Annotated in this window: 9 protein-coding genes; 2 read left to right on the forward strand and 7 right to left on the reverse strand. The window is 61.8% G+C overall.

The annotated features are described in order from the left end of the window. The first annotated feature begins 4 nt into the window (after positions 1-4). A complete protein-coding gene (locus J5J10_RS02150; protein WP_211928631.1) occupies positions 5-889 on the forward strand; it encodes an NAD(P)-dependent oxidoreductase in 885 nt (294 codons plus the stop codon). Further along, complete coding sequence (locus tag J5J10_RS02155; protein WP_211928632.1) at positions 886-2,082, forward strand: LysR family transcriptional regulator; 1,197 nt, start codon at positions 886-888, stop codon at positions 2,080-2,082. The genes J5J10_RS02150 and J5J10_RS02155 overlap by 4 nt, the downstream gene beginning before the upstream one ends. A gap of 3 nt (positions 2,083-2,085) precedes the next feature. Here the strand turns inward: J5J10_RS02155 and J5J10_RS02160 are convergent, their stop codons facing one another. The 7 genes from J5J10_RS02160 to J5J10_RS02190 all read right to left on the reverse strand — a co-directional run bounded on the left by J5J10_RS02160 (position 2,086) and on the right by J5J10_RS02190 (position 13,457). After that, on the reverse strand, positions 2,086-3,300 hold the full coding sequence (locus J5J10_RS02160) for an HlyD family efflux transporter periplasmic adaptor subunit (protein WP_211928633.1): 1,215 nt from the start codon (positions 3,298-3,300) through the stop codon (positions 2,086-2,088). Between the two features lie 4 nt (positions 3,301-3,304). Further along, complete coding sequence (locus J5J10_RS02165) at positions 3,305-5,656, reverse strand: FtsX-like permease family protein (protein WP_211928634.1); 2,352 nt, start codon at positions 5,654-5,656, stop codon at positions 3,305-3,307. Between the two features lie 6 nt (positions 5,657-5,662). Then, the gene (locus tag J5J10_RS02170; RefSeq protein ID WP_211928635.1) at positions 5,663-6,379 is read right to left on the reverse strand and encodes an ABC transporter ATP-binding protein; all 717 of its coding nucleotides are present in this window, start codon (positions 6,377-6,379) and stop codon (positions 5,663-5,665) included. A gap of 74 nt (positions 6,380-6,453) precedes the next feature. Further along, entirely contained in the window at positions 6,454-8,838 is a 2,385-nt protein-coding gene (gene ppsA, locus J5J10_RS02175; protein ID WP_211928636.1) for a phosphoenolpyruvate synthase, read from the reverse strand. 244 nt (positions 8,839-9,082) lie between these two features. After that, entirely contained in the window at positions 9,083-10,534 is a 1,452-nt protein-coding gene (locus J5J10_RS02180; protein ID WP_211928637.1) for an aldehyde dehydrogenase family protein, read from the reverse strand. A 271-nt stretch (positions 10,535-10,805) separates the two neighbouring features. Next, positions 10,806-12,401, reverse strand: a complete 1,596-nt coding sequence (gene ggt, locus J5J10_RS02185) for a gamma-glutamyltransferase (RefSeq protein WP_211928638.1) — start codon at positions 12,399-12,401, stop codon at positions 10,806-10,808. A 147-nt stretch (positions 12,402-12,548) separates the two neighbouring features. Further along, entirely contained in the window at positions 12,549-13,457 is a 909-nt protein-coding gene (locus J5J10_RS02190; RefSeq protein WP_211928639.1) for a LysR family transcriptional regulator, read from the reverse strand. Positions 13,458-13,530: the final 73 nt, after the last annotated feature.

Consider the following 13,530-nt stretch of genomic DNA (forward strand, 5'->3'; position numbering starts at 1 on the left):
ATCCATGGCGGCGAGAAAAAACGACTTCCCGGCGATCGGTTTTGTTGGTTTCGGAGAAGCAGCCCATGCGATCGCCGGGCATTGGACACGGCCGCCGAGTGACGTTTTCGCCTATGACATGAAGCTCCGGCAGGGAATTGACATCGACCAACTGCAACATCGCGGCAAGGAGGCAAACGTCGTACTCTGCACCGATCCCGCAGACGCCGTTGGGACTGCCGGACTGGTGTTTTCGCTCGTTACCGCCGATCAGGTGCTTCAGGCCGCACGCGACTGCGCGCCGTTCATCAGCGCAGACTGCCTTTGGCTCGACGGCAACTCATGCTCTCCGCACACAAAGATCGAGGCGGCAGCCGTCATCGAGGCGGCGGGCGGTCGCTATGTCGACGTCGCGATCATGGCTCCCGTCTATCCAAAACGACACGAGGTTCCGGTGCTGATGTCCGGTCCGCATGCCGAAGCGGCAATGCAGTTCCTCGTCCGGCTCGGGATGCGACCCGAGGTCGCCGGCTCGCGCGTAGGGGATGCTTCCAGCATCAAGATGCTGCGGTCGGTGATGATCAAGGGGTTCGAGGCTTTAACAACGGAATGTCTGCTCGCGGCCCGTCGGGCGGGCGTCGAAGATGCCGTCCTCGCATCTCTGCAGGCATCCGATCCCGGCATCGACTGGCGCAGCCGGGCGACCTACAATCTGGAGCGCATGATGGTCCATGGAGCCCGCCGCGCCGCCGAGATGGAGGAAGTCTGCGCCACACTCACGGCATTCGACCTGCCGGACGCGATAAGCCGCGCCACGGTTGGCTGGCAAAGACGCCTCGCAGACCTGCATCTTGACCCCGGCCCGGATGACTTGGCCTCGCGCTCCGATAGGGTGCTGGACAGGCTATGATCCCGCGCAACCTCAGACATCTGCGGCTGTTTGCGTCGGTGGCGGAACTCAAGACGCTGACCGCCGCGTCGGAACACTGGCATATCTCGCAACCGGCGGTGACCCAGGCAATCAACAAGCTGGAGCGCGAAACCGGAGGCCCACTGTTCGAACGGTCTCCCAACGGCTTCTTTCTCACCGATCGTGGCGAGGTTCTGCAGCACCGCGTGACGAGCGCCTTCGCGCTTCTCGACCCGGTGCTCGCCGACATTTCTCCGCGCCTGAAGATTACGCTCAGCTATTCGCAACTGCAGGCCGTGATCGCCGTGGCGGAGAGCGAGAACTTTACGCTCGCCGCACGCCGGCTCGGACTTGCGCAACCGACGGTTCACCGTGCGGTAACGCAAGTCGAACAGGAGGCGGTACGCAGCCTCTTCGAGCGCACCTCGTTCGGTATTCTGCCGACCCGGCTGTGCCAGGCCCTGATCGAGGCGGCACGGCTGGCCATCTACGAATTCGATCAGGCGGACGCGGAACTTGCAGGCATCAACGGCGGGGAAGCCGGCCGGATCGTGATCGGCGCCATGCCGCTTGCCCGTTCCACCATCCTGCCCCGGGCGCTTGCCCAGTTTCGCGAGTTAAAATCCACCTATCCGGTGAAAATCCTGGACGGTCCCTATGACGAACTTCTCGGGGGGTTGAGACGCGGGACGATCGACTTCCTGATCGGCGCCTTGCGCGATCCGGCACCGATCGGTGACATCGTGCAGGAAGCACTGTTCGATGATCGTCTGGCTCTGTTGGCAGGTCCCAGGCATCCGCTGACCAGCAAGCAGGATGTCAGCCTCGACGATCTCATCGGCTATCCGTGGGTGGTGCCGCGCCAGGGAACGCCAACGCGGGAGCAGTTCGAAACGCTGTTCACCGGCGCAGGCAAGTCGCCGCCATCGCGGGTCATTGAGTCCGGATCGCTTCTCCTGATGCGGGGACTACTGAACGAAAGCGATCATCTCGGCTGCCTGTCGCGGCACCAGTCGCAGCCGGAATGCGACAATGGAATGCTCATCACAATCGATCATCCGACCGACCATCTGATGAGACCGATCGGCCTCACCTATCGCCGGAACTGGCGCCCGACCTCGATCCAGACGCTGATGTTCAAGCTCGTCGCCGACGTCACCCGATCCGCCGGCATGTTCGACACCGCCACCTAGCGATTACCGCCCAGAAGTCTCCCGTTGCTCGACGGAAAGGCCGTCGTTGATCTGGCTTCCAGGGTAAAGGACCACCTGGTCTCCATCCGCGACGCCGTCGGCGATCTCAACGGCGAGCGTATTCCGATGACCGATCCTGACCTTTCGCGCTTTGGCACGACCATCCTCGACAACGAACACGGCCCAGTCCTCTCCATCGCGGAAGAAGGCCCCAAGCGGCAGTTGCGGCACCTCCGCCTCGAACTGGATCAGATCCACGTCGACCCTAAAGCCGTGACCAAGTGACTTCCACTCGTCCGGCGGTGAGAGAAGGTCGAGAACGACGGTGACGCGCTGCTCCTCGATACCAAGCGCCGACACCTTTGTTTCACCATAAGGCTCGACGCGCCTGACCCGACCCTCCAGTTGGGGACCGCCCCAGTCCCGGATAACCGCGCGCTGGCCCGGCGTCACGGTCACGGCCTCCTCGGACAGAAGATCGACGGCCACCTCCAACTTCCGGGAATCTCCGATCTCGAGCAAGGCAGAGCCTGCCTCGACCACGCCTTCGCTTCGCCTGAGCACCTGCAGGACGACACCGCTCACAGGGGATTTGACACGTACGCAGTCACAAGCAACGCCGCGTTCGTCGATGACATCGCGAGGCAGGAGCTGCGAACGGGCCCTCGCGAGCTCAAATTCCCGGACATCGAGAGCCGCGCGGGCCGTGGCAAGGGAAGTCTCTGCGACTTTGAAGGCCCGTTCGGCCTCATCCAGCGCACGCTTGGAAATCGCCTCGTGTCGGCTTTGCGCCTGCGCGCGATCGAGTTCGGCGCGCGCAAAGTCAAGATTGACTTTCGCACCGTCAAGTTCGGCCAGCGCCAGCGCCCGAGCCGCCACAGCCGCCTCGACCACGGCGCGCTGCGCAGCCTCGGAACGACTGTCGAGGAATTCCGGTACCGCCGGCGTGATATTGGCGAGAACGGTGTCATTGGCCAAAACCGCGTCGCCCGGCTCGACGGTGAGCCTGTCGAGATTGCCGCGCAAGGGCGCATGTAAAGTGTAGACCTCGCTAACCCGCGTCTTGCCTTCTTCCGTGATCGCCACACGCAGCGGCGCCGTGCGAACCGTCGCAAGATCCACCGCAACCGGCTGTGGCCGGAAGGAGTAGACGATGCCGCCGGTGAGAACGGCGAACAGGCCGCCCCAGATGATGATACGTCTGCCGAGCACGTTCACGATATCATTCCCTCGTTTTCAAGACGCCGATGAGATCAAGGCGATCAAGTCTTCGCCGAACCACCGCCGCACAGGCGATCACGCTCGCAAGTCCGATGAGGGCGGCCTGACCAAAGGTCGAAGGCTGTATCACCAGCGGTATCCGATAGAGCTCCGTCTCGAAGGCCGACGCCATGTACCACGACAGCAGATAGCCGATGGCGCCGCCGAGCGGGATCGAGGCTATGGCGAGCAATCCGATCTCGCCCAGCAGGATGTAGGATATCTCCCATCGGCTGAAGCCGAGCACCGCCAGGGTTGCCAGTTCGCGGGATCGCTCTGAAAGCGCGATCCGGATAGAGTTGTAGCTGACCCCGAACGAGAGGATGATCGAGAAGACGACAAAGAAGCCGATGAAGATAAAGATGGTCTCGCCCATGGTCTTGAAGAAGGTGTCGAGCGCCGCCTGCCGGAAAAGGATCGCCGTTATGCCTGGAAGGTCCTTCAGTCGTGACAGCAATTCCTGGCGCTGCACATCATCGAGCAATACGTGAACGCCGGTGAGGACATGGCCGTCTCCCATCAGGCGGTTAAGCGCGTTGATCTCCATGTAAACGGGCGTGCCGATGAAGGTTTCGAAGGTCTGGATCACGGGAAGATCGAGCGTCGCCCGCCGACCTTCCAGCACCCTTATTCTCACGCGATCGCCAATCCCGACATCCAGCAGGTCCGCCAGGGCACTGGACATCACGAGCCCTTCGCCGGCAGGCGGCAGGACGCCGCGCTCGTTGTCGTAAATCGGGCTGAGCACAGCATTTGTGGGAAGGCCGACAATACCCTGACGCTCGACGCGGTTACCGTTGGAGATCTCCGCCGCCACACTCCGGAACGGCTCGGTCGAGAGGACGGCCGGAAGATGCCGGACATCGGTTTCAACGCGTACATGCTCGGCGTCGCCGAAGATGATCGTCGCGTCCTGACGCTGGGATGTCTCGAAGACGGAACGGGCGAGATAAGTGATCGAGTCGGCCCATTGCAGGGCGAGCACGAGTACTGCGATCGACATCGCCAGACCCAGGGTCGTCAGTCCGGCCCGCATCGGCCAGCGGGTGATACGCCGCAGAATAATCCGCGTCGGCTCGTCGAGCATCCGGAAAGCGGCCGATGACCGGCTGTAGGCCGGCGGGCTGGGAGGCAGCATCGCTTCCGCCGGTGGCAGCCGCACGGCCCGCATCACCATCGTCAGCGAACCGACGAGAGCCGCCGCGAGGCTCACTCCGCCGGCGATCAGGAAGGCTTGCGGACCGGGACGATAGAGCAGGAAGGGGAAGCGATAGATACTGGCGTAGAGGGTCGTGTTCCAGTGGCCGAGCCAGGCACCGAGGGCCCAACCCATGACGACCCCGATCACGGCGATCGTCAGTGTCATTTTTGCATAGTGCCAGCCAATCGCACCGTTGCTGTAGCCGAAGGCCTTGAGAAGCCCAATCTCACGGCGCTCTGTCTGGATCAGCCGGGCCATCACCATGTTCGTGAGGAAGGCCGCCACGGCGAGGAAAGTCGTCGGCATGATCCGCGACATATTGATCTGCTGCTCGATCTCGCTCTGCAGGAACCAGTTGGAAATCTGATCTTCTCGAGCATAGGCACCGCTGCCGCCGTAGGGGCCAAGCAGCGTGTTGAGCCTCGCGACGACATCGCGTGAATCCGCGCCGCGCAGCAGTGTCAGCGTCACGCTGTTGAAGGCCTGCTTCATGTCGAACGAAGCCTCCAGCACCCCGCGATCCATCCACATGAGGCCGAACCGTTCGTCATCAGGCATCATGCCGCCCGGCGCTATGGCATAGACGAATTCCGGGCTCAGTACTGTCCCCACAACGTGCAGTGTCCGTTTCTGCGATCCGAGGATCGCCGCGAACGTATCGCCGGGAACCAGTTGGTGAGCTTCCGCGAAGGATTCGCTTAAGGCCACCTCGTCGATCTTGCCGGGTTCAGGCAGACGTCCGGAGCGAACGACGAGGACGTTCTGCAGTTGAGGTCCGTGCGAGGGAAGCGACATCACTTGCCCGAGCGCGGGTTCATCGAAATCCGCGATGTCGAGAATGGCACCCTTGACGATACGGCTCTCGGCAACAGCCACGCCCGGTATGGCGGCAATGTCCCGCAACACCTGCTGCGGGACGCGCTTGGCGTCGGCGAAGACATCGGCGAAGCGCGACCGCTCGTAGTAGGCGGTCGTGGTTTCCTGAAGAGCCTGCACCGTTGTCAACGCCATGACGAGAAGTGCGGCGCCGGAGGCAATCACAAGTGCGATCGCCAGCACCTGCATCTTGAGACGCCAGATGTCCCGCAGGAGCTTCTTGTCCAGGCTTCGCATGGCGCCTCACCACGTCAGTTCGGCGGTCGAGCGACGGACCTTGTTCACCCGCGTCTCGACAATACGCCCGTCGGCGAACAGCACGACCCGATCGGCGACATCCGCGATTCCGGCATTGTGCGTGATGAGAGCGGTCGTCGTCCCCAGTTCCCGGTTGATGCGCAGGATCGCGTCGAGCACGAGAACACCGGTCTTGCTGTCGAGCGCGCCGGTCGGCTCGTCACAGAGCAGGAGGTCCGGACGTTTGGCGATCGCCCGCGCGATCGCAACGCGCTGCTGCTCGCCGCCGGACAGCTGGGCCGGAAAGTGGTTCTGACGTTCGGCCAGACCAACAAGTGCCAGAGCCTCTTCCGGTCGCATGGGATTGCGGGCGATCTCGGTGACGAGCGCCACGTTCTCCCGCGCGGTCAGGCTCGGGATGAGGTTATAGAACTGGAAAACGAAGCCGACATGATCACGCCGGTAATTCGTCAAAAGCCGGTCGCTCGCCCGTGTCAGGTCATGATCGCGGAAGCGGACCTCACCGCTCGTCGGCTGGTCGAGGCCGCCGAGGATGTTGAGAAGGGTGGACTTGCCGCTGCCCGAGGGCCCAAGCAAGACCACGAGTTCACCTTGGAAGAGATCGATATCCACATCATCGAGCGCCGTCACCGACACGTCGCCCATGCGGTAGATCTTCTTCAGGTGGCGGGCTTCAAGAGCCGCGGATGCCTGATCCGTCATGTCCGCTGCCTTTCCCCAATAGTCGTCGATCGCTGGCTGCCAGCCTTGAAGGCTGGCGCCCGGAGAGCACCCGCTCATCCTTTGGCCGTCTTCTCCGCCTCCGCCACTTTCTGCTTCACCGCGACGAAACTGTCGGGGCTGACGGAGATGCTGTCGATGCCGCAATCAACGAGGAATTTCGCAAACTCCGGATGATCGCTCGGCGCTTGACCGCAGATACCAATCTTTGCGCCGGCCTTTCCTGCTTCCTTTATCACACTCCCGATCATCCACTTAACGGCATCGTCCTGTTCATCGAAAAGATCGGCGAGTTCGCCCGAATCCCGGTCCACGCCGAGCGTCAGTTGCGTCAGATCGTTCGATCCGATCGAGAAGCCATCGAAATAGCGGGCGAACTGCTCAGCCAGGATGACGTTGGAGGGAATCTCGCACATCACATAGACCTGCAGTCCCTCCTGTCCCCGCTTCAGGCCATTCTCGGCCATCACCGCGAGCACCTTTTCAGCCTCGCCGATCGACCGGCAGAAGGGGATCATCACCACCACGTTGCGGAACCCCATCTCGACCCGAAGCTTGTGGATCGCCCGGCATTCAAGCGCAAAACCCTCGCGGTACCGCGGCGAATAATAGCGGGAGGCGCCGCGGAAGCCGATCATAGGGTTTTCCTCCTTCGGCTCGAAGTCCGCGCCGCCGATCAGACCGGCATATTCGTTGGTCTTGAAATCGCTCATGCGGACGATCACCGGCTTCGGATAGAGCGTCGCGGCAATGCGCGCCAAACCTTCCGCAAGGTTGTCGACGAAGTATTGCGACTTGTCGTCATAGCCCGCAGTCAGCGCTGCGATTTCCTCCTTCGCCACCTCGTCCTTCAGCCGGTCGAAATGGACGAGCGCCATCGGATGGATGCGTATGGCATTGGAGATGACGAACTCCATGCGTGCCAGACCGACGCCATCGGCCGGCAGCTTCCACCAGCGATAGGCTGCACCTGGATTGCCCAAATTGAGCATGACTTTGGTCCGAGTCGCCGGCACGTCCGCCATGTTGGACGTCTCGATCCGGAATTCCGCCACACCTTCATAGACCCGTCCCTCGTCCCCCTCGGCGCAGGAAACAGTGATCTCCTGGCCGGTATGAAGGATTTCCGTCGCATTGCCCGTCCCGACAACAGCAGGAAGCCCGAGTTCCCGGCTGACGATAGCCGCATGGGAGGTCCGTCCACCGTGATCGGTGACGATCGCGGCTGCCCGTTTCATGATCGGCACCCAATCAGGGTCGGTGGTGGAGGTGACGAGGACCGATCCATCGACGAACTGGTCTATGTCCTTCGCGGTCTCGATCAGACAGACCTGACCCGACACGATAGCGTCGCCGATCGACAGGCCATCGACCAGCATCTTGCCCTTTTTGCTGATGTGGTAGGTCTTGAAGAGGGCATCCTGCCGGTTCGACTGGACCGTCTCCGGACGGGCCTGGACTATGTAAAGCCTGCCGGTCTCGCCGTCGCGGGCCCATTCCATGTCCATGGCGCAGCCATAGTGTTTCTCGATGATCGTGGCCCACCGCGCAAGAACCAGTATCTCCTTATCGGAGAGAACGAGGGCCGCCCGTTCCGCCTTCGAGGTCGGAACATTTCGCGTCGGCTGGTCGCCCTTGCCGTAGATCATCTTGATCGCCTTCGCGCCGCGCTTCCTTGAGATGATAGGCTTCAGCGACATATCCTCGAGGAGCGGCTTGTAAACCTGATATTCATCGGGATCGACGGCGCCCTGGACGACGTTTTCCCCAAGACCCCAGGCGGCGTTGATCAGGACGACCTTGTCGAACCCGGTCTCGGTGTCGATCGAGAACATGACCCCGGAACCGCCGATATCCGAGCGGACCATTTGTTGCACACCGATCGACAGCGCCACCTTCATGTGGTCGAAGCCCTTGGCCTGGCGATAGGAAATCGCGCGATCCGTGAAGAGGGACGCGTAGCAACGCCGGCAGGCATCGAGCAGCGCCTTCTCGCCGGCAATATTGAGGAAAGTCTCCTGCTGCCCCGCGAAGCTGGCATCCGGCAAATCCTCGGCCGTTGCGCTCGAGCGAACCGCGACACTGACCTCATCATGGCCGGCCCGTTTCGACAGCTCCCGATAGGCCGCCACGATCGCATCGGCTGTCGCCTGCGGCCAGCTGCCCCGTAGAAAGAGCTTGCGCACCGCCGCCCCCGTTTCGGCAAGACTGGTCCTGCCGTCGATCCAGTCGGCGACGAGCTCTCCCATCACTTCGCGAATCCCGTTCTCCTCGACATAGTTCCAGTAGGCATCCGCCGTGGTGGCGAAACCGGCGGGTACATCCACACCCTTCTGGCCAAGGGTCTGGATCATCTCGCCCAGGGACGAATTCTTTCCGCCCACCTTGGCGACGTCTGCACGCCGGAGCTGTTCGAACCAGACAACGGGAGAACTGGTCATGATGCTAACCTCCGCGGAAATGTTGCCGATAGGGGCAACCAATGGAGGAGAAGCTAAAGGCGGCGGAGCGCCCGATCCTTGATCCGTGTCAAATCGGGTCGCTGAACTTCGGGGGCGACAACGTCAGCGCCACTGACGGACCGCTATAAGCAACCTCGAGCTCGCCGCCGAAACACAAAACCTCCCGACCAGATTTTCCGGCCGAGAGGTTTCCAAGTTCGTTGATGAGGACAAATGTCCTTTCCTACTCCGCCGCGATCGAGAAGTCGTAGCCGGAAATCGCCTTGGATTCGAGAAATTCCTCAATACCCCAAACGCCACCTTCGCGGGCGCGGCCGGATTGCTTTACGCCACCGAAGAACGAGCCTGCCCCGCGGGACTTCCCGTTCATCTCGATCATGCCGGCCTTGAGCTTCAGCGACAGCCGGTTCGCCCTCTCGGCATCGGTGGTCTGCACGTAATTTGTGAGACCGTAGACCGTGTCATTGGCAATCGTCAGGGCTTCCTCCTCGCTGTCGAACGGGATCATCGCCATGACGGGTCCGAAGATTTCTTCCTTTTCGATCGTCATGCCAGGCTTCACGTCCGCGAAGATCGTCGGCTTGACGTAAAATCCGCGATTGAACTCCTCCGGCAGGCCAGGTCCGCCGGCGACGAGGCGGCCACCTTCTTCGATTCCCTTGTGGATGTAGCCCTGGATTTTCTCCCACTGGCTCTTGTTTACCACCGGACCGATGTGATCGCCGGGATTTCCGGCGGGGCCGACCTTGATGGAATTCGCCACGGCAGCAGCCTTTTCGACCGCATCTTCATAGATGCTGCGCTCAACGAGCATGCGCGAGGGCGCATTGCAGGACTGACCGGAGTTTTCCATCATCCGACGCACTGAACGCTCGATGGCCTTGTCGTCGGCATCGGCAAAGACGAGGTTCGCACCCTTGCCGCCCAGTTCGAGCATGACCCGCTTCAGGCTGTCGGCAGCTGCCTTCGAGATGGCGATACCGGCGCGTGTAGAGCCGGTGAAGGAGATCGCCTCGACATCCGGATGCGTAGTCAACTGGCTGCCGACACCGGCCCCGTCACCGTTGACGAGATTGAAGACGCCGGCCGGAATCCCTGCGTCATGGCAGAACTCCGCAAAGAGCATCGCGTTGAGCGGGGCTTCTTCCGAAGGCTTCAGGACGCAGGTGCAGCCGGCCAGCATCGCCGGTATGGCCTTCAGCGCGATCTGGTTCACCGGCCAATTCCATGGGGTAATCAGGCCAACGACGCCGATCGGCTCCATCGCAACGGCGGCACCCGGCGCGTGATCGCCAAGCGGCCGTACCCATTCGATCTCTTCGAAGGCCTTCAAGAAATTCGTGGTGTGCCAGGGCAGGCACGGCGCCTGCTCGGCGAGCGCAAAGTCGATCGGCGCGCCCATTTCCATGGAGATTGCCTCGGCAAACTCCTGCAGTCGCTTTTCGTATTGCACCAGTATGCCGGCGACGAGGCCCGCCCGCTCTTTAGGAGGCGTCGCCGCCCATCGGGGAAAGGCAGCCTTGGCGGCAGCGACGGCAGCGTCCGTGTCGGCCTTGTCACCCAGAGAGATGACTGCGCAGGGTTCCTCGGTCGTCGGATTGATAACCGCGTGATCGCGCGCAACTGACGGGGGCACCCAAGCGCCACCGATGTAGAATTCACGTTTCTCGATCATGGTCTCTCCTCGTCACTGGCTTCGGTTCGGCGTTTTTTAAATCGTCGCCGCCTTGGTTAGCGCACAGGCAGCAAACAGCCAAGGGGCCGCAGGCGACGATTGGTGTCGCAGCATGCGTTGCGATAACCGCTTCGAATGAAGCGGACCCGATTGCGCGAACTCGCGTGCTTGGGTCTGGGCAACGTCAGTGTGTTGCGTGATATAGGCACTAATAGTACCGGCGCAAAGGCAAGGAAGGCGGCATCGTTTCCCAAATCAGTTTGGGTTAACCTCAGAAGCCAAGCGCCATTCCGTCCTTGCGGGACTCAGATGCGCCCGTCAGCGTTCCGTTTTCCCAATCGATCCTGACGACCTGCGCCCCGCCGATCGGGTCTTCCGCCGGCACGATCTCGAAGCCGCGGCGTGTCAGCTCCGCCACCGTTTTGGCCGGCACCGTTCGCTCCGCCTCGACGCGCGGGTTCTTGCCGCCGACCGGTATCAGGCGCGGCAGATCGATCGCATCCTGCAGATCCATGCCGTAATCAAAGACTTTGGAAATCAGGTGGGCATGGCCCATGGCCTGATAGTAGCCGCCCATGACGCCGAACGACATCTCCGTCTTGCCGTGACGGGTCACCATGCCGGGAATGATCGTGTGCAACGGACGCTTTTCCGGCCCGATCATATTGAGGTGCCCCCGTTTCAGCGAGAAGCTCTGCCCGCGATTGTGCAGGATGATGCCCGAGTTAGGCGCGACGATGCCGGAACCAAAACTGTCGAAGATCGAGTTGATGAAACTGACGGCGTTGCGTTCGGAATCGACGATCGAGATGTAGACGGTGTCGCGATGAAGCGGCATCTCGAAGTCCGGAAGATCCGTCGCCGCGTGCTTGAGGTCGATCATGCCGGCGAGGCGCGCGGCAAATTCAGGCGACAACATCTCCTCGACGGGCACCTCCGCCTTCTCGGGGTCGGCGACCCAGGCGTCGCGCGCCGCATAGGCAAGGCGCGTCGCCTCGATCTCGAGATGAAGCCGGTCCGGCGACTGCGGATCCGCGACCACCTCGAAGTGCGACAGAATATTCAGGATTACCAGCGCGATGATGCCTTGTCCGTTCGGAGGGCATTCGTGGATGCGATAGCCGCGGAAGTCTGTCGCAACAGGCGTTACATATTCGCCTCCGGCAGACGCAAAGTCTTCCACTGTGTGCAGGCCGCCAAGCGAGCGGAGACGATCGACCATATCGGCTGCGATCGATCCCTTGTAGAAGGCGTCACGACCCTCCGCTGCGATGCGTTCCAGTGTTCGAGCAAGGCGAGGCTGCGAATGAACCTCGCCGATCCGCGGCGCACAACCATGAGGGAGGAAAATCTCTGCCGCCGTCTTGTCGGCGGATAGCAGTTTCTCTTCGAGGCTCCAGTCCCGATGGACCCGTGGTGTGATTGCATAGCCGTTTTTCGCGTAGTCGATTGCCGGCGCCAGGATACGAGCGAAGGGTAGGCGGCCGTGATCGGCGTGGAGCCGCGTCCAGGCATCGATAGCGCCGGGTATCGTCACAGCGGACGGCGATTGCCGGGGCACCTCGGTCAGACCGCGCTCCTCGAACCAGTCGACCGTCAAGGCGGCTGGTGTCCGCCCCGATCCGTTGTAGGCGATGACCTTGTCGCCGCCCTTCGGCGCATAGAGCGCGAAGCAGTCTCCGCCGATCCCGGTCGATCCCGGTTCCACGACACACTGGACGGCACAGGCCGCGATGGCCGCGTCCATGGCGTTGCCGCCAGCCTGCAGGATGTTGACGGCCGCAAGCGTTGCGTAAGGATGGGAGGTCGCCGCCATGGCGTTTCTTGCCACGGCCACCGAGCGTGTCGGCCTTTCGAAATTCCGCATGTGTAGACGTCCCCCGCAGATACCCGTTTCTTTGCCCAGTGGTGCGGATGATAGCCACGATCTCCCGGCCGGCGCCAGCCATTCCAGCCTGGATTTACACAGTTCGTCCAGCGGATCCGTCGGCATTCCAGATTTTGACGATCCGTCTCAGGATACCTCGAATTTTGCGGCGAGTGTGGTGGAGAGCTGCGCTGCGAAACGGGCTGCTGCCACCGGCAGCGTCCTACCCTTCAACTGCCCCATGTAGAGAACACCGGCCGGAACGTCCTTCTTCGCCAGGGGTCGGCTCACCATATCCCCGCCCGCCGTTTGCTCCGAGAGACCGATCGGAATCTGGAAGGTGATGATGTTTTCCGTGACGGCATGGTTTCGCAAGAACTCGAAACTGTCCGATTCGATCACCGGTTCGAGACGATAGGAGGATTTCTGGGCAGCCATGTCCATCAAATGCCGCACGCCGAAGGGCGCCGTCGGCAGCGAATAGGGGTAGGCGAGACAGTCGCCGAGCCTGATCGTGTCCTTACGAGCAAGTGGATGATGCGAGGCCATGACCACATGAACGGGTTGGTAAACCCGCATCAATGTCATGAAATCCGCCATTCGGACCGGCTCGAATACCAGCGCGATATCCGCGGCGTGATCGATCAGCGCCTGCTCCGCCGCCTGTCGATCCCGCAGATGGACACCGAACGTCACCGCGGGATGATCCTTGCGGTAAATGGCTATCTGTTGTGGCAGGAAGTATGGCAGGAGCGCCTGGCTGCAGGCGATCGAGACATGGCCTCGCCGCACGCCGGAGAGGTCGGCGATCTGCGACCTCACCCGCTCCATGTCCGAAAGCTGGTTTCGGATGTGGTGAATAAGGATCTCCCCGGCGCTCGATAGTCGCACCCCATGCGGGAGCCGCTCGAAAACCGGGACGCCGAGTTCCTCCTCAAGCGCTAGGATGCGACGGTTGAGCGCCGTGGATGTAATTGCGAGAGATTCCGCTGCACCGCGAATCGAGCCAGCCTTGGCCACGGCGTCGATGTAACGAAGCGAAGTCAGATGACGCATGTGAGGGCTCTCCCGGTGATGCAAAATTTGCAGCGGCTTGACCAAAACTTAGCACAAGACAGAAGCAGCGCCA

The sequence above is a fragment of the Ciceribacter sp. L1K23 genome (genome assembly GCF_018122705.1).
GTDB lineage: Bacteria > Pseudomonadota > Alphaproteobacteria > Rhizobiales > Rhizobiaceae > Allorhizobium.